Origin of the sequence: Microcystis sp. M_QC_C_20170808_M9Col (assembly GCF_007095495.1) — a bacterium.
GTDB lineage: Bacteria > Cyanobacteriota > Cyanobacteriia > Cyanobacteriales > Microcystaceae > Microcystis > Microcystis aeruginosa.
In genome coordinates, this window is the sequence record NZ_SFBZ01000245.1 from 1 (window position 1) to 21,637 (window position 21,637).

At 43.2% G+C, this 21,637-nt stretch carries 22 protein-coding genes and 1 pseudogene; 8 read left to right on the top strand and 15 right to left on the bottom strand.

Annotated elements, in window-relative coordinates:
* Positions 1–282 precede the first annotated feature (282 nt).
* The gene (locus EWV68_RS14415) at positions 283–1,308 is read left to right on the top strand and encodes an ABC transporter permease (RefSeq protein WP_002757482.1); all 1,026 of its coding nucleotides are present in this window, start codon (positions 283–285) and stop codon (positions 1,306–1,308) included.
* Positions 1,309–1,506: 198 nt separating this feature from the next.
* On the opposite strand, the gene EWV68_RS14420 is transcribed toward EWV68_RS14415, so the two are convergent.
* A complete protein-coding gene (locus EWV68_RS14420) occupies positions 1,507–2,424 on the bottom strand; it encodes a glycosyltransferase family 2 protein (RefSeq protein WP_061433023.1) in 918 nt (305 codons plus the stop codon).
* A gap of 260 nt (positions 2,425–2,684) precedes the next feature.
* Here EWV68_RS14420 and trpA point away from each other — a divergent pair, with 260 nt between their 5' ends.
* Positions 2,685–3,479: a tryptophan synthase subunit alpha gene (trpA, locus tag EWV68_RS14425; protein WP_287170212.1), complete on the top strand. Its 795-nt coding sequence runs from the start codon at positions 2,685–2,687 to the stop codon at positions 3,477–3,479.
* 444 nt (positions 3,480–3,923) lie between these two features.
* Here trpA and EWV68_RS14430 read toward each other — a convergent pair whose 3' ends face one another.
* From EWV68_RS14430 to EWV68_RS14470, 9 genes and pseudogenes are all read right to left on the bottom strand, one after another.
* Complete coding sequence (locus EWV68_RS14430) at positions 3,924–4,166, bottom strand: hypothetical protein (RefSeq protein WP_002737863.1); 243 nt, start codon at positions 4,164–4,166, stop codon at positions 3,924–3,926.
* On the bottom strand, positions 4,163–4,510 hold the full coding sequence (locus EWV68_RS14435; protein ID WP_012266442.1) for a hypothetical protein: 348 nt from the start codon (positions 4,508–4,510) through the stop codon (positions 4,163–4,165). The genes EWV68_RS14430 and EWV68_RS14435 overlap by 4 nt, the downstream gene beginning before the upstream one ends.
* A gap of 263 nt (positions 4,511–4,773) precedes the next feature.
* Complete coding sequence (locus EWV68_RS14440) at positions 4,774–6,114, bottom strand: tetratricopeptide repeat protein (RefSeq protein ID WP_287170213.1); 1,341 nt, start codon at positions 6,112–6,114, stop codon at positions 4,774–4,776.
* A gap of 108 nt (positions 6,115–6,222) precedes the next feature.
* A complete protein-coding gene (locus EWV68_RS14445; protein ID WP_287170214.1) occupies positions 6,223–6,396 on the bottom strand; it encodes a hypothetical protein in 174 nt (57 codons plus the stop codon).
* A 702-nt stretch (positions 6,397–7,098) separates the two neighbouring features.
* A pseudogene (locus EWV68_RS14450) lies at positions 7,099–7,315 on the bottom strand (type II toxin-antitoxin system MqsA family antitoxin).
* Between the two features lie 57 nt (positions 7,316–7,372).
* Entirely contained in the window at positions 7,373–8,107 is a 735-nt protein-coding gene (locus EWV68_RS14455; RefSeq protein ID WP_287170215.1) for a foldase protein PrsA, read from the bottom strand.
* 100 nt (positions 8,108–8,207) lie between these two features.
* A complete protein-coding gene (locus EWV68_RS14460; RefSeq protein ID WP_287170216.1) occupies positions 8,208–9,662 on the bottom strand; it encodes a beta-barrel domain-containing protein in 1,455 nt (484 codons plus the stop codon).
* A gap of 2 nt (positions 9,663–9,664) precedes the next feature.
* Positions 9,665–12,283, bottom strand: coding sequence for a peptidase domain-containing ABC transporter (locus EWV68_RS14465; RefSeq protein WP_287170217.1), 2,619 nt, complete (start codon positions 12,281–12,283; stop codon positions 9,665–9,667).
* 7 nt (positions 12,284–12,290) lie between these two features.
* Positions 12,291–12,758, bottom strand: a complete 468-nt coding sequence (locus EWV68_RS14470) for a helix-turn-helix domain-containing protein (RefSeq protein WP_287170219.1) — start codon at positions 12,756–12,758, stop codon at positions 12,291–12,293.
* A gap of 308 nt (positions 12,759–13,066) precedes the next feature.
* Between EWV68_RS14470 and EWV68_RS14475 the strand changes: the two genes are divergently transcribed.
* Together EWV68_RS14475 and EWV68_RS14480 are read left to right on the top strand one after the other, a co-directional pair.
* Positions 13,067–13,666: a peroxiredoxin gene (locus EWV68_RS14475; protein ID WP_002752469.1), complete on the top strand. Its 600-nt coding sequence runs from the start codon at positions 13,067–13,069 to the stop codon at positions 13,664–13,666.
* A 170-nt stretch (positions 13,667–13,836) separates the two neighbouring features.
* Positions 13,837–15,105 carry an L-lactate MFS transporter gene (locus tag EWV68_RS14480; protein ID WP_287170220.1) on the top strand — a complete coding sequence of 423 codons (1,269 nt, stop codon included), beginning with the start codon at positions 13,837–13,839 and terminating at the stop codon, positions 15,103–15,105.
* A gap of 411 nt (positions 15,106–15,516) precedes the next feature.
* Here EWV68_RS14480 and EWV68_RS14485 read toward each other — a convergent pair whose 3' ends face one another.
* Entirely contained in the window at positions 15,517–15,810 is a 294-nt protein-coding gene (locus EWV68_RS14485) for a DUF4926 domain-containing protein (protein WP_287170221.1), read from the bottom strand.
* A 139-nt stretch (positions 15,811–15,949) separates the two neighbouring features.
* On the opposite strand from EWV68_RS14485, the gene EWV68_RS14490 reads away from it, so the two are divergent.
* A complete protein-coding gene (locus tag EWV68_RS14490) occupies positions 15,950–16,216 on the top strand; it encodes a hypothetical protein (RefSeq protein ID WP_004161646.1) in 267 nt (88 codons plus the stop codon).
* Between the two features lie 396 nt (positions 16,217–16,612).
* On the opposite strand, the gene nrtS is transcribed toward EWV68_RS14490, so the two are convergent.
* The 4 genes from nrtS to EWV68_RS14510 are packed head-to-tail and all read right to left on the bottom strand — an operon-like array spanning position 16,613 to position 19,003.
* Entirely contained in the window at positions 16,613–16,864 is a 252-nt protein-coding gene (gene nrtS, locus EWV68_RS14495; protein WP_061433020.1) for a nitrate/nitrite transporter NrtS, read from the bottom strand.
* Between the two features lie 3 nt (positions 16,865–16,867).
* Positions 16,868–17,431, bottom strand: coding sequence for a GUN4 domain-containing protein (locus EWV68_RS14500; RefSeq protein ID WP_287170222.1), 564 nt, complete (start codon positions 17,429–17,431; stop codon positions 16,868–16,870).
* A gap of 53 nt (positions 17,432–17,484) precedes the next feature.
* Complete coding sequence (locus tag EWV68_RS14505; RefSeq protein WP_287170223.1) at positions 17,485–18,615, bottom strand: CO2 hydration protein; 1,131 nt, start codon at positions 18,613–18,615, stop codon at positions 17,485–17,487.
* A gap of 31 nt (positions 18,616–18,646) precedes the next feature.
* Positions 18,647–19,003 (bottom strand): DUF1823 family protein, encoded by a 357-nt coding sequence (locus EWV68_RS14510; RefSeq protein ID WP_061433018.1) that lies wholly within the window; start codon positions 19,001–19,003, stop codon positions 18,647–18,649.
* 176 nt (positions 19,004–19,179) lie between these two features.
* Between EWV68_RS14510 and EWV68_RS14515 the strand changes: the two genes are divergently transcribed.
* The 3 genes from EWV68_RS14515 to EWV68_RS14525 all read left to right on the top strand — a co-directional run bounded on the left by EWV68_RS14515 (position 19,180) and on the right by EWV68_RS14525 (position 21,601).
* Entirely contained in the window at positions 19,180–20,073 is an 894-nt protein-coding gene (locus tag EWV68_RS14515; RefSeq protein ID WP_061433016.1) for a DMT family transporter, read from the top strand.
* A gap of 414 nt (positions 20,074–20,487) precedes the next feature.
* Positions 20,488–20,988: a hypothetical protein gene (locus EWV68_RS14520; RefSeq protein WP_061433015.1), complete on the top strand. Its 501-nt coding sequence runs from the start codon at positions 20,488–20,490 to the stop codon at positions 20,986–20,988.
* The gene (locus EWV68_RS14525; protein ID WP_061433014.1) at positions 20,966–21,601 is read left to right on the top strand and encodes a pilus assembly FimT family protein; all 636 of its coding nucleotides are present in this window, start codon (positions 20,966–20,968) and stop codon (positions 21,599–21,601) included. The genes EWV68_RS14520 and EWV68_RS14525 overlap by 23 nt, the downstream gene beginning before the upstream one ends.
* Positions 21,602–21,637: the final 36 nt, after the last annotated feature.

Below are 21,637 nucleotides of genomic sequence, written 5' to 3' on the forward strand. Positions count from 1 at the left end.
GCTTCGCTTCAACCGCGCATTTACCAATGTATCTAACTTCCCTAAGTTTGTCAACCCCTTTTGGCAAAATTTTTTGATCTTTTTTCTATCCCTTGCTACATCAGCCTTTCAGACCTTAGTCTTTTTTGCTAGTCCCTTGATTAGAACTGGCGGTGCAGATATTTTAGTTTATTTGTACTAAATATTTTCCTCAATTTAATTTTTTATTCAATCCCTCTCGATCGCTGGGGCGATTTTGGGGTATGGTTCTTTGAGAATCTATCTTCTGATCGGAAAGCTCTCATGTCTCGCCGCGCTGCTTTACAATCCTATTTACTGGTGCGTTTACTCCTAGCTCCCTTGATGTTATGGACGATCGTGACGGTGGTTTTTCTGCTGATGCGTGTTGCCCCCGGTGATCCCACGGATGCGATTTTAGGCAACCGCGCCCCTGAAAGTGCCAAAAATGCCCTAAGAGAACAATTAGGACTGAATAAGCCCCTATTTTTCCAGTACCTAGACTATATTTTCCACCTAATGCGTCTCAATTTAGGAGACTCTTTAACCAGTAAGGGGGTGACGGTATGGGAGATTATCGCTAAACATTTTCCAGCGACGGTGGAACTAACTTTTTATGGAATGCTAATTGCGGTGATAGTGGGAGTCGGATTGGGAATTATCACCGCTTCCCGTCCGAATACTCCCTTAGATGCGGGGGGACGTTTATTTGGACTGATAACCTATTCCTTGCCGATTTTTTGGGTGGGAATGCTCTTACAGCTAATTTTTGCGGTACAGTTGCGCTGGTTTCCCTTGGGGACTCGTTTTCCTTTGAGTGAAACTCCACCCCAGACAATTACGGGTTTATACACCCTTGATAGTCTGATGACTCTACAACTAGATAAGTTGCCCACAGCTTTGTATTATCTAGCCTTACCTAGTTTTACTCTCGGCATTCTCTTGAGTGGGATTTTTGAACGGATGGTGCGAGTTAATCTGAAACAAACTTTGCAAGCGGACTATGTAGATGCGGCCAAAGCGAGAGGAATACCTGAAAAAACGATTATGATCGCCCATGCGCTGAAAAATGCCCTAATTCCCGTAATTACTGTCTTAGGATTAACTTTTGCGGCTCTTTTAGGTGGTGCAGTCTTGACGGAAGTTACTTTTTCTTGGCCGGGTTTGGGAAATCAGTTATATCGCGCGATTTCTCTGCGGGATTACCCAACAGTACAGGGATTAATGGCTTTTTTTGCGACAATAGTGGTTTTTGCCAGTATTTTAATCGATTTAATCAATGCTTATGTTGATCCTCGCATCCGTTATTAATCAGGGAGAGGGAATTATGAATTATGAATTATGAAGTGGGGAGGTGGGGAGACCACTACGCAGTTTAAATACCGTACAGCTTGAGATGAGACAACAGCCGTGAAATTGATGTCACAGCTAATAAAAAATGGATCAGGATTGCTTTTTATCTCTAGGTTGTTGTTAGGTGATTGCTGACTGATTAATAATGGTTGAATGTTAATCGGCTTTTCCTTTTAGGGAGACGAAATCGGGCCTATGGGAATTAAGATTGTCAGCATTTTGCGGAGGATGAAAACGATTTCTCACTTCGGGGGGAGTGGGTAAACCCTGTTTCATTTCTGCCACTTTTAAGAGGATCAAATACTCATAAAAAGCTTGCAGAGTACACCAAGCAAAACCAGCTTTACCATCGAGAATTCCTGCCAAGATAAAATACATATAAAACCAACGAAGCAAGGGACGAAAAGGCAATCGTAGAGATAAATCTTTTAAAGCTCTCCGTCTATCTACTTCGGTTTCACCAAAAAATAAATTTTTCCAACTAACACCACCGTTAGCCAACTGATGTAGGGTTTCTGCTGCTTCATCGGTAGAGTAACGATTATGTTTTTCAATCCAACGACTTAAACCTTTACTACAGGTATAGTGGGGATAGGTTTCTTCTAAAAAAGAGGTTTTTCCTCGACATTCTTCCCTTTCCGTGTGACCATAATCGCTAAACCAGACTTGATCTTTTCTAAATAGACGCATTTGATAACGGGGATACTGGGTGCTGCGACGGATCCAAGTTCCCATAAACATAACCCTTTCGGCCACATAAAAACCAGTAAATTCTTTCTGTTGAGTGGCACGCAGACATTCTGCGTAGAGTTGGGGTGTTATCCTTTCATCTGCTTCGAGAATATAAACCCAATCGTATTTAGTCTCGATATTTTCTAACATCCAAGTTCTTTGTTTACCATGACTTTCAAATTGATGCTGAATCACGCGCACTGGATAACGAGAAGCGATCTCTACTGTGCGATCGCTACTATAGGAGTCAACCACAATCACATCATCGGATAGAAGTGCCGATTCCACACAGGCGGCAATATCAATTTCTTCGTTATGGGTGAGAATGTAAATGGAAAACATAGATATATGGTGTTTGATTATACGAAACCCGATCGGGCATTAGTCCTATTGTGTACTGGAAAAAGCGGAATGAAAACCAGTTCATAGAAGAGATTTTCTTAAAACTGCCAGACTGAGCCTATTTTACCCTCGATCGCCATTTTGTCAATATTCCTTAAGTATTACTCGAAAAATTCTTTACCTGAGCTTGTAGAGACTGGCAATGAGCTATTCCCCGCCATGAGATAATAGACGGTGCTTTATGTCTTCAGTAATTTTCGATGACTGCTGTTTCCGAGTGTTTTCGTTCTCTCCGTTCCCAGGGGAATTGTGCCTTAATTCCCTTTATTACTGCTGGTGATCCCGATTTGTCCACTACTGCCCAAGCTTTACGCATTTTAGACCAGGCAGGGGCCGATCTGATCGAGTTGGGGGTTCCCTATTCCGATCCTCTTGCGGATGGTCCGGTTATTCAAGCGGCGGCCACCCGCGCTTTAAATCGGGGTGTCAAGTTGGAAGATGTGCTAGAAATCGTCAAAAATGCTCAGGGAGAGGTGAAAGCTCCCATTATTCTCTTTACTTACTATAATCCCATCTATCATCGCGGGATAGATGTCTTTTTAGACCAAATAAAAGCAGCCGGGGTGAGTGGTTTGGTGGTTCCCGATTTACCCCTAGAGGAAGCGGAAAGTCTGCTGCAACCGGCTGCCGCTAAGGGAATTGAGGTGATTTTATTGGTAGCGCCTACCAGTCCCCCGGAACGAATACAAGCGATCGCCAGGCAATCCCAAGGTTTTATTTATTTGGTTAGTGTCACGGGAGTGACGGGAATGCGGAACCAAGTGGCCACCAGAGTGGAGGAATTGCTCGATTCTATCCGTTCTGTCACCGATAAACCCGTGGGGGTAGGATTTGGCATTTCTGACCCGACACAGGCACTACAGGTGAAAAAATGGGGTGCTGATGCGGTAATTGTCGGCAGTGCCATGGTTAAACGTCTGGCTGATAATTCCCCCGGCGATGGGTTAAAATCCCTCGAAGAATTCTGCCGTAGTTTAAAACAGGCGATTCAGTGAGGGGTTAGAGGTTGTTCTAAGGGAATTCCGGCTGCGGGGCGATCGAGGTATAATCTCTCTGGGATTCCCTTTTCTGCTGGTTTTAACGCTCGGTGGTGGCAGTAGGGATTGTTCCCCTAAAAGAGCATTGTACCTTGTTCTACGGGTGGCGCTCACGAATAAAATTGGTGCGTTACGGCCGATTGTTGATTTTAGTTTTTTGTCCAAAGTAGCAGCCGCAAACACGCACCCTACAATCTACAGACTAAAGATTATTTTCGATTACAATGTCGCCATGGAATAACCCGTAAAATAATCATTAGATTGGGTTAAACGAAGTGCAACCCAACACAAAACATGAAGAATAATAGGGGGATGATGTTGGGTTTCCGTTGTCAATCCAACCTTGCAAGATAGGCGTACTGCTACGCAGTGCCTTCGGCATCGCACCTGATACCTTAATAGCTAAGTTGCTTGTTTGCCAAATTCAGGAACAACCAGGTTGACTTCCTTCGAGTTGTAACCAAATGCTTCTACCTGAGACTTGATCAAATCAAGAGCATCATAATAAGCAAGGCTTTGTCCTTTATAGAAAGAAGAGTCCTCTCCTTTTATGTCAGCTTCGTTAATTTTTGCGAGGGATTCATTGTACTTTTCTTTGAGAATAAGTGCATGATCTTTGATAAAGTTAACAGATTCTGTATTCATAGTCCTCTCTCCTTGAGTAGGCCTTCTAGTATAGTCTTTTGCTCGCTCTGCCGATTTATGTCACTTTGCCATTTATCGGGAAGAGCTTTTTGCTGTCTAGGATCAAGATTATCAAAATCAGGTATAAATTTTTGGGGAGCTTCAATCTTTTTTTGATGTTCAGAAATTTGCTTGTTTATAGATTCAATTCCTTTTCGGATTTGAGAGTCTGGCTTTTTGGCATATTCGTTATAGAATCCAGAGTGCTTACCCCCTTGTTTGGCAATATTATATGGGTCATTCACATTAGTCACATCATCCACTTTATCAACAGCCTTAGTGGCTACCAACTGTTGATTCTTCATTATTATACCTCTCCAGAAAAGATTTTTGATAAGCTCTTAGTCAGGGCTTCATCTCTTATTTTGACAATTATTGGAGAGGTCTATTTAGCAGGGTCAGTCCACACTCACCCGCATCAATATAGGAGCGAACAAACTCTATCTGAGTTTCTTGCATCACTTCTGTGGTAAGACGATTTTGCCTAATTGAGTTTTCGGTAAGTTTTAGGGGAATTGTTGGGTTTCCTTGCGTCAACCCAACCTACCAGATCGGCGATCGCCTTGATTTAAATTTGAGAGAGTTCGCGTTCACCCGCTAATTTCAGTGCAGAAGTGGCTTCAGGAATATAGGAAGTTTTCGTTTTAGAGACCATACCTCCCTGTTGTTCCCGTAATTGTTCTAGACGCATGGTACTCCAATCGGTCAGCATCGAGTTACCTAGCCTGGGGGCCAATTTGTTAATTTTCTCGACGGCGGAGATAGCTAATTCATCCATCTGTAGGGAAGCTAGATAGCAATCACAGGCGATGTCTATCTCTCCTAATCGTTCGTGACATTGGCCGGCCATAAACCAAGCGATCGCCATTCCAGGTGGGCCGAGTCTAGTGGCAGAACGATAGATTTTCGCCGCTTCTTCAAATTTATTTTGTTTCAGTAAAATTTCCCCCAGTTGCAGGCGATAACGAGAGTAAAGAGGTTCCATCGCCACCATTTTCTTCGCTCTCTCTTCGGCGAGATCGATATCGCCTAACCAGAGAGCTTCTTTTGTTCGGCTCTCAAAAACCGTCGTCAGATTTTCATGGGCGAAAATTCTTTCTGTCTCGTTTTTACACTCGCGGGTTAGTTCTTCCGCTAGGGATTGACAGATATCCATTTCACGGATAACTGTTTTTTTCTTTCCTTGTACTAAAGGGATAAAAACTGCCGCTCGGTGGAAATTACTTTTAAAAAGCTTGAATTGAAATTCACTTAATGATGACACTAGATGATCCAGTGATTTATCGGCAATCTTTCGCCAATGTTTTGCCGCATCAATATTTCTGAAAACCTTGGCATATAAAATAGTTAACTCTATAGATGATGCCAAAAAAACTTGATCATCGGAAGAAGATTGAGCGACGATATATTCAAAATCTTTTAGATTTTCTTCTGTGCCTATATCTAATTGGCAAAGCAATTTAGCTTTTGCTCGAATGTAGGATAGCTTTGCTAAACTAAAATTCGCAAATGTCACCTCATTTGATCGTTCAGGAACATATTTTAAAATTGCTTTATGAAAACACAGGCTTAATAATAAACTCGTGACTTTTTCTTGAACCGATGAGTGAAGATCTTGATAAGAATACAAATAATCACATAAAGTTTTCCATCTTTCAGTTCTTAACTCTAAAGGTAATTCGATGGGATCATTTACTCCATATTGAAAAAATCCTGTCTCACGAATTAACGAATCTCGAAAAGATATTGGGTGAAGAGTCGTTACGGGATTAATAGTAGATGTGCTGTCAAGCATATTTCTATAAGCGTACTCTATACCGAGAATATGGATAGCACCAGAAGTAAAAGAGCCAAGATCAAGAAATGGGCGATTGCTCCAAGTAATAGGAAAATCGTTGATTGAAAGCATATTTTTCCTTAACAATAAGTTTTTTTACGGGCTGTGGCAATAGTTCTACAGAAGCTTTTATTAGAAAACAATAAATCGTCTCTGTAGAACTATCAATTGTTTTATAGTTTAAAACGAACTCGGTTTACAGCACTGATTCCAACTACAACACCCGCCCGCAACTTGACGTAAAGTTTTAAAAGCGGTGATGCTTTCTGGACCGTCGTTAGCGGCATCGGTGCGAAGCTCGATAATTTCGTCAGTCACCGTGTTTTTGATCTCGTTGATTTTGATGTTAGCCATGAGATGTATTCTCCAAATTTTCGCTAAATGAATGAATCAAATTATTGATTCAAGAAAACAATAACAATTTTTCAACACCAGATCAACTATCAAAATCGAACAAAAAAAACATAGTTGAGTTATTTATGTTCTTTTTGAAAGACTATTTTTTACAAAAACATCATCAAAACCGATTAAACAACGGGCTTCCAAGCTATTTAAAGAAACAAAAATGAGTAATTTATGTACAAAAAACTCTGAACCTGTCTTGTTGGAAGCAAAGAGAACCAACCAAGCTAACTTAATTGAGTTATTTAGGGTTTGCTGAAAAAGTTTGTTGGTGGGGTTAGGAGTCAGGATTCAGTAGCCGGTCGTCGGTCGTTTCAGGCTTTGTTGCCCTCCTTTTTTGTACCAGCTTGTGTACTACAAAAAGGATAATGCCAAGTTTTTGAAGGTCACAATCCTATTTTCGCAGCATGAACATCGGATTTTAACAGGTCAAAAGCCTTATTTTAAAAGGGTTTTACCATTATTCAGCAAGCACTATTTATTTTTTTAATTAACTGGGAATTCTGTTAATGAATAGATTCAGGAATTTTTAAAAGTGTATGTATTAAAAATCGCTTTGTTTGTTTTTATACTGAATAAGCTCACTCAAGAATAATCGGATTATTGGTATTTTATTAATACAATATGTATTAATTTTATAGTTTTATAGTGTACTTAAGCGACATAGCGGATAATTTCCACTTCCGCGCCTTTATTCACCGCATCCTCGGCCTTCTGTAAAACTTCCGCAGTGACCGACTCGCTTAGATAATACTCCCCGCAATATATCCGCAGGGACTTGTTTTAAAATCACGATACAATTATCTCTCTCTAAAGTAACAGTTACGAAACCCGATCGAGTCGTGCCGTGTTTACAGATCACACATTCCATAACTCTTATCTTCCCTTACTATGTTTGCGGGGTGAGTATTACCCACCCCGTCCACAATTAATTACTAAACTCGTATTCTATCTCTTGAATCTTCTCCTTTACCCAGCCGTTAAACAAATCAACACCGATTTTCAGAGCCAACTCCTCGGTTAATTTTGGTTTAACGATTTCCTCGACAAAAATCAGGTGAAAACCTCGATCGCCTTGCAGCGGTTTCAACAATCGAGAAGAATCCGATGCGAAAATTGCGGCCGAAAGATTCGGTCGTAAATCCTTACGGTAAACAGTACCGCGATAACCTCCCTTGCGTCGTAATTCCACATCCTCGATATAGCGATGCGCTACTTCCTGAAAGCTGATTTCCTCCTCCTGAATCGATTCATACAACTCCTCTGCCATCGCCTGATCTGCTAACACTACCTCATAGATCACCGCGCCGGTATAATCTAGCTGGTGTTCGACGAAATAGGATTCAATTTTGTCTGCGAAAAGATGTTCGGCTAATTTACCCGATAGTAAACTGAATTGAACGATCTCCTCGAAATCGTCTAGGGATAAGCCCTGTTTTTGCAACCAATTCCATGTATCTTTGGCGTTATGTAATTCATTGGCGAGACGGAATTGATCGGCCGCCTGTTGTAACTCGTCAGTTGTGTTTTTAATCCCCGCTGCCGTGGCAGTTTCGGTGATGATTTTCCGAGCGATAATTCCCTCGACTATTTCGGGGACTTTCCCCGATAGCTTAAGCTGTTGGATAAGGTCTTGATTGGTGATGGTGATACTATGGGACATAATGACTCCTTAAACAGTTATGCGAAATTAATTTCCTAATTGAGATAGGCAAGAGGGTTAGGGAGGGGTGTAAGTAATTTGGCTTCGATACCTAAAAAAACTAGAGTTTTAACCCATCTTTTTGCAGATCCTTAAAGGGATCGAGGATGTAATCGATCACCCGACGCTGACGGACGATCGCTTCTGCGGTAGCCGTATCCCCCGGATTGAGGGGAATACATTGATTTCCCTTTTGAATACAGGAGCGATCGAGTTGAATTTCTAGCTCGAAAACATTAATTTTTCCGTTGGGCGTTTCCTTTTCGATCGCCGTCGGTGATTTCTTGGTGATCTTGCCGCCGATAATGCCGTAATCCTGAAAAGGATAGGCATCGAACTTGACTTTTATCGGCATACCGGCGCGGAGAAATTGACTTTGATCCGTGGGCATTTCTGCCTTGAGAATAAACCGGGAGCCTTTCGGTGCTATCTCCGCGATCCGCGTTCCCGACTGCACCACCGCACCCGCACGTTTAATCGGTAATGAAAAGATTGTGCCGTCGGTATTCGCCTTTAAAACCCTCTGACTTAGTTGGATTTGGAGCGCTTGCCGTTGGCTCTCGCTTTGGGCGATTTCCGATGCCAGTGTTGCGATCTCCGTGTCTAGATTGTTAATCTGCTCCTGTACCCTTAAGAGTGCCAACTCGTTGGAATGGCGGAGACTTTGATAACCCCGCTGCCGCTCCTGTAATTGCAGACGCGCTTGGGCGATATCCGCGCTCGTTTGTTGACTCGTCTGACGGTAGGCACTTTTTAATTCCGCTAGTTTATGTTGATTTTCTTTTACCTCCGCTTTTCCCCGCTCGTAGAGTTGTTGGCGCTCCTTGGCATTGTCCTCGCGCTCGATGAATTGCACCTCCGATATCGCGCCATCCTCCCACGCTTTTCGGTAGCGATCGACTTCTTTTAAAGCCGTTTGATAACGACTTTTGAGAATTGGATAATCGGTCTGACTTTGTGCGAGGGCGGTTTTCGCTTGATTTACCCGCGCCTGTTGTTCTTCTAGGGATATTTTGGCCTTCTTGATTAATGCGTCCACATTCTCCCGCGCTTGTTCGATCGAGGCTTCTTTTTCCGCTGCTGCCGCGCGATTTTGTTGGCTTTGGGTGGTTAAAGAAATCTCTAACTGACTTTTGACAAGTTTCTGTTGGGAAAGACGGCTTTTTTGTCCTTCTATTTTCTCCTCAATTTGTTGTATTTCCTTGCGGATTAATGAGGAATCTAGGGTTAAAATCGGTTGTCCTGCTTTCACCTCTTGGCCTTCACGGACATAGATTTTTTCCACTTCTCCTGCGGTGATTGCGTCGAGTTTGACTGTTTCCCCTTGGGGTTCCAGTTTTCCTGGACCAACACCCGTTTCATCGACTTTTGAGAATATCGCCCAGGGGAGAATGATCGAGACGAAAATAATCAGAAAATAGAGTAAACCACGCGTCCAGGGTAGGGGTAAAGTATCGATCAATTCTTTGGTATGGAAAGACCAGTTATCGCGCTCTCTGTCTAGATTGGTTGTCATAGTTATTCACTCAATTGATTAGAATTCAAATTACGGTAAATACCGGGACGGGCCATTAATTCTTCGTGGGTTCCACTATCGACTAATACCCCTCGATCGAGAACGAGAATACAATCCGCGTTCCGCACCGTAGAGAGGCGATGGGCGATAATCACCATCGTGCGATTCTGCCGAATTTTCTGGAGATTTGTTTGAATAATCCGTTCCGATTCGGTATCGAGGTGGGAAGTGGCTTCATCGAGGATTAATAACCGCGGTTCTCCCATCAACGATCGAGCGATGGCGATTCGTTGTCTCTGTCCCCCGGAAAGTAGCCCTCCACCCTCGCCGATTTGAGTTTCGTACCCCATCGGCAGTGATTGAATAAAGTCATGAATTCCCGCTAATTTCGCCGCTTCGATCACATTTTCTAGGGGGCGATCGGGATGTCCTAAACTGATATTTTCCCGAATCGTGGAACCGAAGAGAAAAGTATCCTGATCGACGACTCCCACCTGTTGCCGGAGGGAACTGAGGGCGATCGTACTCAGATCGTAACCGTCGATCGAGATTTTCCCATCGGTGGGGGGATAGAGGCCGATCAGCAATTTCGAGATCGTGGTTTTTCCCGAACCGCTCCGACCGACGAGGGCAACAGTTTGACCGGGTAAAATCTCAAAACTGAGGTTTTCTAAAATATTGCGATCGCTGTCGGTGTGGTAGCGAAAGGTGACATTTTCAAAGCGAATATGTCCCTGTAATTCCGGGAGAAACTGACGGGAAAGTTCCTCTAAATTCTCCTCCGGTTTCGCGTCCAGTACATCGTTAATGCGCTCGACGGCGATATTGACTTCTTGAAATTGCGTCCAGAGAACGGTTAAGCGTTGAAAAGGCGCGATGATCTGGGCAAAAAGCATATTAAAGGCGATCAGTTGTCCGATCGATAATTGATTTTGAATCACTAGATAGGCACCAAAACAGAGTAAACCCGTCGTCGCTAAAGATTCGATCAGATTACTGAATATCTGGAGATTATTGCCGATGATCTGCCCGGAGAAATTTTTCTTGACCTCCACCGAGAAAAGGTCTTCCCAGTGCCAACGGGTCGATCGCTCTGTGGCAGTAGATTTGACGGTACGAATACCGGTTAAAATCTCGATCAGGTAACTGCTTTCCTTAGCGATCGCCTGAAAAATATCCCGGGATATTCGCTGGAGAAAAGGGGTAGAAATTAACGCCAGCAGAAGGAACGGTGGCACAATCGCTAAACTGATGAGGGCTAATTGCCAGCTATAGCGGAACATCACCGCCACATACACGAAAACCGTTAATAAGTCAAGTAAAATCGAGAGAGCTTCCCCAGACAGAAAACGCTGAATCTTGCGATTTTCCCCGACGCGGGAAATAATATCGCCCACATAGCGGGACTCGAAATAACCGAGGGGAAGGCTGAGGGTATGGCGGATAAAACCGGTGATTAATGCCGTATCGATGCGATTAGCGGTGTGATCGAGGAGATAGGCGCGTAAACCGGTAATTGCTACCCGAAAAACCCCGAAAATTAGCGCACCGATCCCCATCGCCCAAAGGGTAGTTAAGGACCCCTGGACGATTACCCGATCGAGGATTAACTGGGTGAAAATCGGCGTAATTAAGCCGAATATCTGGATAAAAAGCGAGGCGACGAAAATTTCCAGCAGCACGAACCAATGGGGTTCCAGTAAGCGATAAAACTGCCAGAGAGAGGTTTTATCCTCTTTCGTGTCCCGGAATTTCTGGTTCGGTTGCAGCAGCAGGGTGAATCCCGTCCATTTACTGGTGAATTCGGCACGACTTAGGGTTAATTGCCCGATCGCTGGATCGCCAATAATCACCTGTTTGGGGGTAATTTTCCAGATCACAACGAAGTGTTTGCCTTCCCAGTGAGCGATCGCAGGTAGGGGCTGTTTCCCTAATCCCTCTAGAGTCGCTTTTACTGGACGGGTGGAGAGGCCGATATTTTCCGCTGCGGTGATCAGTCCCGACCGGGTTGCCCCGTCGCGGTTGACGTTGGCCATTTCTCGTAAACGGTTGACGCTGATTCTTTTGCCGTGATAACGGGCGATCATGACTAAACTGGCCGCCCCGCAATCGGAGGCGGACTGTTGCTCGAAGAAGGGATAACGGCGGAGGGATTGCCCGATCCAGTGACCTAACCGCCGCGCTGGAGAGGGAAAATAGGCTCGATCGCTTTTTTTGTCCGTTTCTTCTGTCTTCGTCCCAAGAAGTTGCTCAATTTCCCGCGCCCGTTGTAGTAATATTTTTTTCAGGGCGGGGTGTTTTTTCAGGATCGGCTTCAGGGCGGACTCGGGGATAAGAAGTAGTTCCGCCTTTGCGGAGACTCGAACCGAGTAGGGAAGAAACCCCGATCGGGGAAAGAGGGAGAATTCTCCGAAAAATTCGTCGGTTTTGAGCGCAATCATCTCTTTTTGCTGCGAGTTCGCTATCCGAACTTTGCCGCGAACCACTAGGTATAATCCGGGCTGTACGGGCAGTGTACCTGCTTCGGGAGAGAGAGCGATCGCCGTTTTCTGGAGACTCCGCCACTGGGTTTCGGACAGGAATTCCGGCCAGGGATTGACGAGGCTGTGAGTATCGAGCATAGTTGTTTTAAGCTTTGGCTGAAGGAGAAAGATCGACGATGCGGATCGGCTGTAGCTGTTTGCGGAGGCGATTGATGTGGGTGGGGGTGAGTGCAACCCCGAATTCTTTCTCTAGATGCCGCGCTAACCAAACTCCCGACCATCGCTTAAAGGAATAGCCGAAATCCCGGGGGGATTTACTAATCAGTTCCTTCAGGCGATCGAGGTAGGGTTGATCAACTTTTGAAGGGCGACCGCGGCGGTATTTCTGCCAGCGATCGATCTTGCCACTCTCGGCGATCAGTATCCATTTACTAGCGGTGGCGGCAGTACAATCGAGAAGCTTACGGATCTCGTTCTGGGATTTGCCCTCGTCAGCGAAAAGAATGATTTGAATCCGTTTGCGATCAACATCAGAGATATTCGGTTCTGTTAAGATTTCGAGAAGTTGCTGACGTTGGGATAGGGATAGATATTTACCAGTGCTTGATGACATAGCCTTTGCAACTATAAGTAAAAGCAGACAGCAGCAGGTCGGAGCGTTGAGGCAAGAAAGTTGTACTAGATTGTACAATGGGCTGACTTCCCCGGGTGACGATCTCTTTCGCTGTCCTTAAATTATTATTTCGGCTGCAAAAGTGAACATTATGCAGTTTATTAAATTCTTTTTCTCTCGCCCGATATAACCTTCCCAATCCCCAACTAACGGCCAATTACTCAAAATCGTTATGACTATGATATAGTTGTTAAGGAATGTAAAAATAGTTGCATTTTCCCAGAAACTAGATTAAGGAGATTAAAAGTATGACCGCCGAAGGTTGCTTAAGAGTCGGACAAGCGGCGCCGGATTTCACCGCGACCGCCGTTTTCGATCAAGAGTTCAAAACCATCAAATTGTCGGATTATCGGGGTAAATACGTCGTTTTATTCTTCTATCCCCTCGATTTTACCTTTGTTTGCCCCACGGAAATTACCGCTTTCAGCGATCGAGTTAGCGAATTTAGCAGTATCAACACCGAGATTTTAGGGGTGTCCGTCGATAGCGAATTTGCTCACCTCGCATGGATTCAAACCGAGAGAAAATCCGGTGGTGTCGGTGATGTGGCCTATCCGTTGGTGTCGGATCTAAAAAAAGAAATCAGCACCGCTTACAATGTTCTTGACCCAGATGCGGGGGTATCCCTGCGCGGTCTCTTTATCATCGATAAAGAAGGTGTTATCCAACACGCTACTATTAATAATCTTTCCTTTGGTCGCAGTGTCGATGAAACCCTCCGCACTCTGAAAGCGATTCAATACGTCCAATCCCATCCGGATGAAGTTTGTCCCGCCGGTTGGCAAGAAGGGGATGCTACCATGGTTCCCGATCCTGTGAAGTCAAAAGTTTACTTCGCGGCAGTTTAGTTAAAAATCCTCAGAAGTACCTCAGCTATAGATGGGGGGAAACTTTTAAAGGGGGGCGAAATAATTCGCCCCTTATTTTAATCGGAAAATTTTCTGGAAAATTGGCCCCATTAGCCATGATCTCATCTAGAATACTGGCCAAACAAGTCTAGAAAGAGTCACGGCGATCTATGACTACCAGTAATTATGATTCCGAGTTGACAGTTTTGGGATTACCCGCGGCCAAAGGTAGATGGTTATTAATACCTCTAGGAATGGGTGTTTTACTCTGTTTAGGGACGGTGTACTCTTGGAGTATCTTTAGAAAACCCCTAGAAACAGAGTTAAATCTCAGCGCCACGGAAAGCCTATTACCCTACACTGTGGCTTTAGTATTTTATGCCGCTTCTATGCCGATCGCCGGTTTTTATATCCCCCGGGTAGGCACTCGCAGGATGACCGCTATCGGCGGAATTATCGTCGGTTTAGGCTATATTCTCGCTAGTTTTGCCGCTCAGATCCAGACAATTATTCTGACCTACGGAGTCATTGCCGGCACAGGAGTCGGCATCGCTTACGGTGTTCCCATGGCAGTGGTGGCACGCTGGTTTCCCGACAAAAAAGGTTTAGCGGTGGGTTTAACCATCATCGGATTTGGCCTTTCTCCCCTGATTACCGCACCTTTAGCCAATCGATTAATCAATGAATATAGCGTTAGACCAAGTTTAAGATTTTTGGGGATTATCTTTACAATAATTATTGTGATTATTGCGATCACAATGAAGTTACCCCCTCAAGACTGGCAACCTCCCGCCAATTTAGCTAATCGAAAATCCGACTTTCAGGCTAATTATCCAGTGAATATGCTGAAAAGTCGCTCATTTTATGGCTTATGGCTTTGCTATGCTATTGGTGCTTTAATTGGCTTGAGTGCCATCGGTATTTCTAGTCCTGTCGCTGAGGAAATTATCCAGATTGAGCCGGGGTTAGCGGCTAGTAGTGTGGCTCTATTTGCCTTGTTTAATGGTATTAGTCGTCCTTTGTTCGGTTGGTTGAGCGATCGCTGGAAACCCCATTATTTAGCGATCGGGGCCTATACACTCATTTTGATCGGTTGTCTGTTGATGGTCAAGGCTGAAAAAGGGGCGGTTACTAGCTATCTAGTGGCTTTTTGTCTATTTTGGTTCTGTTTAGGGGGATGGTTAGCCCTAGCTCCCGCTACCACTCTCCACTTCTTTAATCCTGACCACTACGCCCAAAATTACGGTATTGTTTTTACTGCCTACGGTGTCGGTGCTTTGATCGGAACTTTAGTAACCGGTAGAATTCGCGATTGGTTCGGTACTTACACTTATGCTTTTTATGCTATGGCTGTATTGGCAATACTGGGTATTTTTCTCGCTAGTGCCTTACTGAAAAGAGAGCGATCGCATTTATCAAATCCTAGCTCAGGGAGTTAATCTTACCCTAGAGTAGATACTGCTGCTATTTTACACCAATTAAAAGTAAAAGTAGGCTACAGATAACTAGGATAGGGGGCGGGGAAATGGGAGACTTGACCAGTTATCAGTAAACAATAATCAGTGATAGGGTTCTTCTCGACTTTTTGTGATATTTTTTACTTATGTATGTAATAATTTTTGCTTATAAAATATTGAAATGTTTACTGGAAAAGACTTTTAGGACTATTTTGCTGAAGAAACTATCAGTATAGACCCCGTTTCCACACAGAAACCAGAAGAGCCGTGATAGGATAATTAGTGGTCTGTCAAGATTGAATTGAGGGATAAATCTCCTTCTGCTTGTCTTAATCGACCATTTTAAAACTGAAAGATTATTAGATTCCCACTCGCTATTGGAAGGGGATAGATTTAGGTCAAGGTCATCGTTTGCTTGGCAGAAAAAGTCAACACCAATTGATGAGGATAGACAATTTCTACGCCGATTGTTTCGAGGAATGCTCCCTTTTCTGTCTGAGTTGCACAGACAAAATTTCCCTGCTCATCATATTTGACCCAATCTCCAAATAATTCTACTAGATAAGCTTCCCCATTTTTGAGAATTTCTACAATTGTCCCAACTGTGCCGATAGGAGCTATTCCACCATCAATTAAAGGTATATCTTCCCTTAGTATAACACCATCAAACAATTGAAACTTACTCATTTTCAATCTCCTAAACTATCGGGTACTGCTGTGACAAATCTGGCCACATCTTCTCCTCTCAAAACAATAGACCTCGACCTAATCTAATAAAATCACAATAATAGGATATTATAAAACAAAAACCAACTTAAACACTAATATGATTAAACGAATTAAAGCATTGAATGAGCTAGAATTTGACTCGGCAAAATCGGGGGAGCCAGTCTACGGAAAATATAAAAAACTATTCGTTTATATAGAGTTAGGTAAAGAAGAGGAGTATCGAGGAAACCCTCAAGATAACCAGAAAACCCAATACCGACTTTTTCGTCGGTGTAAGGTGGAATACTCGAAAACGGAAGAAGAATCAGAACAAGGTATCTACCAATATGACGAAACAAATATCGATGTCATTTTGTACTGGTAGAGGTAACATTGGACAGCATAGGTCTTTTAATCGCCCTTTTTCGGGGTGATTGTCGATCTTGAATCAAATCTCGGTTTTCCTCGAGGAAAGAAATTAACTGATCATCAGGGATTTCTCGGAACTCGCCAGTTTTCAATAAAACAGTAGCCATGGTAAATCGAACTCCTGAATATTCGTCTCGATCGCTATGAAAGCAGATCCTGTCTTGATCATATATCTATTTTTGCTTTATTCCAATAGAGCGATCGCTAAAGAATGATAAAGTAGTTGCTAAAATATCTAATAGAGATCTGTGTCACCCGAATATTCGTCTCGATCGCTATCATAGCAGCCCTCTGCTAACAGGGAGTTCCCTAGAGTCAAAGAAATCACCACTTAGAGGTATATTCATTGCCTTTATTGTTGGGATTTTTTCGGCCACTGCTGACGGCGATAACTGCTATACTGCCCATGAACATTGACTAGATAGGGAACTAGATAAGTCAGTGATGCCGCCAGCCAGCGATCGCTTGTCATACGGCCGCCCATTATAGCATAACCGTGGTTAATTGTCAATAAAATTGTCCCCACTACTACAGCCACTCTTATCCCGGTGGGAGCAAATTGGGGGGATAATAAAGCATGAAAATAGCCGATAATTCCTTTCATTGCCTATAAATCGCACTCTATCAGGCGAGTAAAACAAAAAGTCACCATTTTTAACCCGTAGGGAGACTTCCACCAGAGAGCGGGAAAACAGCCTTCAGGAGCTGCGAGACTAAAATCCCAGTGATCATAATCATCGATACGCCACTCATCTTTGTCGCGCCATCCTACCAATTCCCCAAATTTTTTAATCGTTTCCGCGTCTTGGGTACGCAGGGTGTTAATACTACCGCCGGCGGCAAAATATAACTTCACCTGATTGCTAAAACCGAAATGATCGCCGCTATAATTTTTCCAAAGGCGATCGAGTACCCGAATCACATTAACGGGAAACCGCATCATATCCTCTGGGGTTAAAGTATCGCGGGTTCTGCCGGCAGTTTCGAGGATAACTCGGAGAGTTTCTGCGTCTGCTTCCCTAAAGTTCCCCTCAGCTAGGAATTGCTGTAATTTACCATAGCGCTCGATGTCTGGTACTAACATCTGCCGCGCTTCGATGAGGGCAACCCGTTCGGTTAAAGATTGCAATTGAGCTAAAATATCCTGAAGTTGGACGTTAATATCTGACATAAATGTAAGGGGGTTTGTTGACTGCAAAAACTACGGATTTATCGGCAAAATAATTATTGATTTACCGCTTCTAATCTTGACTTAACAAAGCGATTCATCCATGCTTCTAGATAGATGCGATTGGCTTTTTGTTCTTTTAAATCTGTGGTAGTTAAAGGGTAAGGTGCTAATCCTTGAATGGCTGCCGTTGTTACACAAAACATCGACTTTTGAAAAGTTTCGCAGATCTGGACTAATAAATCTTCCTCTTGACGAAAACTCTTTTTATAAATGTCGTGCAGATAATCTGGTAAAAAGTGACGCATATCCTGCATTAATAGTGTGGGAGGAATCCCTGCACCTCCGATGGGTAAAGGATCCGCATACAAAGCACCATAGGCAAACATTCCTTGATCGTAGGGAATTTGATAGGCTTGGGCATTATAGGAAATTGTACCGGGGAAAGGTGTTCCGCGAAAGAAAACCGCCTCAACGTAGGGGATTGCCGTATCCGCAAGAAAGGTTAATCCTGCCGATTTGGGAATCAGATCATAGGTTTGTCCTTTGATTTTTACCTGATAGACAATTGGTTTACTAGCATTATCAACTAAATTTTTCTTAATGTGTGCCACCACTTCGGGAATATTGGTAATTTTTCCGGCATCGTAGAGATCGGATAAACTTAAAAAAGTATCGGCCATAATTCGCCAAAATTGACCTAAACCGCTATAGTAGGCCATCATCCGCATTTGTTCTGGCAAAAATTCAGGAAAGACTTTATTTAAACTTAAAACTAGCGGATTATTCCTAAATTTGGCTTGAATAACCTTGGCTGTCACTTCCCGAAAAGCGGCACTATCTACATAACTATCTAAACCACCCCCACCATGCCAAAACATGGCTTTCATACAGTATTCAGCATACTCAAAATTAATGCGATTATGCCACCAGTGTTGTAGTAATTTCTGCCAAGATACTTGACCATTAAAATATTTAAAGAAAGGGAAAAAAACCAAAAACTGATTTTCCGCAATATAAATTAAATTTTTGGAATAAGCATCTAACACCACTCCGTAACTTTTCAGGATACCCACTACCTCGATCAAATTCTGGGGAGTATCTTTTAACAATGCTTCCCCAGCCGTGAGACGATCAATATAGGATGCTAGGGGATGAGAGGAGGACTTGACAGGGATAGTGACCATGCTAGAAGCTTGATAAAATAACTTTCCTGATCTATTTTAACGCATAAAAGCACAACCAATTAGCGGCGGTGGCACGGCGAGTCATGCGGGGATTGAATTCGCCAATTTTATAACCAGTAAACCCCAATTTATCTTTTAATAATTGTTTATTTTCTGGCAAGATCGATCGAGTTAATTTTACTGTTGGGGGACGATTGGCAATAAAATCCGGGGGTTGAGGATATTCACGTCGCCAATCTTCCTCTACTTGACTATTATCCCATTTTCCCTGACTTTCATCGTAGCGATAACCTAAACTTTGCCAGACCAATTTATTAACGGTTTCGTCGTCAATTTCATCGTTAATAATCGCCCAAATTGTCTCTATATTTAATTCTGGTAGTTCCATAGATTAAGTGAATAGCAGATGGGGTGTGGGGTGTGGGGTGTGGGGTGTGGGGTGTGGGGAGAATAAATAAAATAATCTCCTATCTCCTGACGACCGGCTACTGACGACCGGCTACTGCCTACGGCTAAAATAACTGGTAAACAACATCATTGATCATCGCGTAAGCGTAGCCTATTTTGCCTCCTTCTAACGCCAAAATTATTTTTATCTTAACTATCGGTGTGGTGTCGGTTTCTGCATCGGCAATTTTTATCCGGTTAGCGATCGAAGCGGTAGATAATGCTACGATCGCATTTAGTTTATTTTTAGCAACTTCTCGTCTGATCTTGGCTTCTGTTGTCCTAATTCCGAACTGGTTTACCTTATCACGCCAAAAAGTCCCTGTTCAAGCCTATTATTACGCAGTGGGAGCGGGATTTTGTTTAGCTCTCCATTTTGCTACTTGGATTACTTCTCTATCCTACACCTCGATCGCCGCTTCCACCACTTTAGTCACTACTAATCCTCTCTGGGTTTCTCTGTTGGGTTGGTGGTGGTTTCGAGAAAAACCGAGCAAATTAACCTTTATCGGCATTTTTGTGGCTCTAACGGGGGGATTATTCATTGTTTTAGCCGATCGAGATCTCAGTAGTTCTTATCCTAACCCTTTATTGGGCAATAGCTTGGCTTTAATTGGGGCGATTCTCGTTAGTGGTTATATTCTCCTCGGACGGGAAGCACAAAGGAAGGGCTTAAATATTAAGAATTATATAACTGTAGCCTACACTACCGCAGGATTAGCTTTATTACCTTCTATTTTCTTATTCGGTCAAGGTAACAAAAGCTATCCCTTATCCGTGTATGTTTATGTGTTAATGATGGCGATTTTTCCGCAATTAATCGGTCATACTAGCTTTAACTGGGCTTTGCGATGGGTAGCACCGACAATAGTAACCATGGTAATTTTATTAGAGCCAATCGCCGCTAGTCTGTTAGGAGTGTTCATTTTTGGTGAAATACCAGCCCAAGAAGTCATTTATGGCGGATTAATTCTGTTAATCGGCGTAGGCATTGCTATTTTAGGCGGATAAGCTTGTTAGTGTATCTAATATTACCGGTTAAGTGTGATCTTGATCGCGGATGGTAATCACAGACAAAGACTAGATTAGTGTACAATGCTAACTGCATGAGAGTTTAGACAATCTGACTCACTTGAGCAATAGGGTTTTCGGGGAATTAATTCCCTGACTAGAGTTAGAAATATCCGATCATCTGGGTACTCTAGACCTCTTGCATAAATCCGAAAACAAACGATAGAAACAATAATGGGAGGGACTTTCAGTTAATTATTTATTAGTAGTTGATAATCTTCAAAAATGTTGCTGTACAAGGATCGACTTATAAAAAAAGCCAGTAGTGTTCAGGAAAAACTGGGGGGGTGAAAAGTGAAATCAAGAGGGAAGGGGATACAGTCAAAACTGTCATCGTCCGAGTCAGGTTTCTCGATGTTAGAAGTGATAATTGCCATTTTAACTATTACCGCTTTCTTAACAGGAACCTTACAGTTAATGGCAGTGAATGCCTTATATAAAGTTCGGGCAGAAAGACAAGCTAAAGCCTACTTTTGGATTCAAGAAGACTTCGAGGATGTCAAAGCTAAAGCTGCGAGTTTAGATAAGACATCCCCATTTGTCACCACAGATGTATGTACAAATATCAATCGGGGTTATGCCACAGCTTTAAGAAGACAACTAACGGCTACTCCCCTCACCACCACTACTATACCGACGGAACAATTAGTAGCGACAAAACCAATTGTCGCCAAAAACTATTCTCTCTCTCGGACTTTTAATATTATTAACCAAGCGGCTAATCCCCATCGTCTCCGTATTGATTATCGAGTCGAAGTAACAGATCAAACTCCTAAGGATTACCCCAACCAAGAAAATGTTATTGCCAGAAGTTCTGTCGAGGTGATTCCCGATGCGTCGTTTCAATGTCAATAAAAATCAGGGTTTTACCCTGTTAGAAATTTTGGTAGCTTTGGCAATTACGGGAATTCTTGCCGCCTTAACCGGACCTAATTTATTAGCTTGGTTAAATAGCAATAGAGTCCAAGAAGCCACCGATTCTATACAATCAGCCCTAAGGGATGCCCAAAGACAAGCTATCCGTCGAGGGAGAATTTGCACGATTAATTTTACTAACGGGACTGGCACTAATCCCACGGTTTACCAGCAAATAACTGCTTTAGATAAGGACTCCAAACCTGACCCGGGTTGTTTAGTGGCGACTAATACTAATGCGGGTTCCCTAAGTCTGCCGCAGGAAATATTTATGGTGGTGAATAATTTTCCCACCCTAGGCGGCAGTCCGGGGGTACAGTTTTCCTTTCGGGGTCATGTGCCGGGGTTAACCTTTACTCCGCCGCAAAACCAAGCGATAATCGTATTATATCCCGCCGCCAATGCTGCCAATCCCTATCCCAACCAAGAAAGAAAGTGCATAGTTATCGCTTCTCTGTTAGGAATAGTTAAACAAGGCACTTATAACGGCGATCCTCTAGGTACGCTCAATGCCAATAATTGTCAAATCCGTCTCGATGGAACTGAACCCTAATCAGCTTCTCAAGGCAACACACCCACCCCTGTGCAG

Coding starts and splice junctions, on each gene's coding strand:
- EWV68_RS14480 (WP_287170220.1), top strand. CDS start 13,837: ATGACTACCAGTAATTATGATTCCGAGTTGACAGTTTTGGGATTACCC.
- EWV68_RS14475 (WP_002752469.1), top strand. CDS start 13,067: ATGACCGCCGAAGGTTGCTTAAGAGTCGGACAAGCGGCGCCGGATTTC.
- EWV68_RS14460 (WP_287170216.1), bottom strand. CDS start 9,662: ATGACAACCAATCTAGACAGAGAGCGCGATAACTGGTCTTTCCATACC.
- EWV68_RS14435 (WP_012266442.1), bottom strand. CDS start 4,510: ATGAAGAATCAACAGTTGGTAGCCACTAAGGCTGTTGATAAAGTGGAT.
- EWV68_RS14520 (WP_061433015.1), top strand. CDS start 20,488: ATGTTAGAAGTGATAATTGCCATTTTAACTATTACCGCTTTCTTAACA.
- trpA (WP_287170212.1), top strand. CDS start 2,685: ATGACTGCTGTTTCCGAGTGTTTTCGTTCTCTCCGTTCCCAGGGGAAT.
- EWV68_RS14485 (WP_287170221.1), bottom strand. CDS start 15,810: ATGAGTAAGTTTCAATTGTTTGATGGTGTTATACTAAGGGAAGATATA.
- EWV68_RS14500 (WP_287170222.1), bottom strand. CDS start 17,431: ATGTCAGATATTAACGTCCAACTTCAGGATATTTTAGCTCAATTGCAA.
- EWV68_RS14445 (WP_287170214.1), bottom strand. CDS start 6,396: ATGGCTAACATCAAAATCAACGAGATCAAAAACACGGTGACTGACGAA.
- EWV68_RS14440 (WP_287170213.1), bottom strand. CDS start 6,114: ATGCTTTCAATCAACGATTTTCCTATTACTTGGAGCAATCGCCCATTT.
- EWV68_RS14525 (WP_061433014.1), top strand. CDS start 20,966: ATGCGTCGTTTCAATGTCAATAAAAATCAGGGTTTTACCCTGTTAGAA.
- EWV68_RS14490 (WP_004161646.1), top strand. CDS start 15,950: ATGATTAAACGAATTAAAGCATTGAATGAGCTAGAATTTGACTCGGCA.
- EWV68_RS14505 (WP_287170223.1), bottom strand. CDS start 18,615: ATGGTCACTATCCCTGTCAAGTCCTCCTCTCATCCCCTAGCATCCTAT.
- EWV68_RS14455 (WP_287170215.1), bottom strand. CDS start 8,107: ATGTCCCATAGTATCACCATCACCAATCAAGACCTTATCCAACAGCTT.
- EWV68_RS14420 (WP_061433023.1), bottom strand. CDS start 2,424: ATGTTTTCCATTTACATTCTCACCCATAACGAAGAAATTGATATTGCC.
- EWV68_RS14465 (WP_287170217.1), bottom strand. CDS start 12,283: ATGCTCGATACTCACAGCCTCGTCAATCCCTGGCCGGAATTCCTGTCC.
- EWV68_RS14510 (WP_061433018.1), bottom strand. CDS start 19,003: ATGGAACTACCAGAATTAAATATAGAGACAATTTGGGCGATTATTAAC.
- nrtS (WP_061433020.1), bottom strand. CDS start 16,864: ATGAAAGGAATTATCGGCTATTTTCATGCTTTATTATCCCCCCAATTT.
- EWV68_RS14470 (WP_287170219.1), bottom strand. CDS start 12,758: ATGTCATCAAGCACTGGTAAATATCTATCCCTATCCCAACGTCAGCAA.
- EWV68_RS14430 (WP_002737863.1), bottom strand. CDS start 4,166: ATGAATACAGAATCTGTTAACTTTATCAAAGATCATGCACTTATTCTC.
- EWV68_RS14415 (WP_002757482.1), top strand. CDS start 283: ATGTCTCGCCGCGCTGCTTTACAATCCTATTTACTGGTGCGTTTACTC.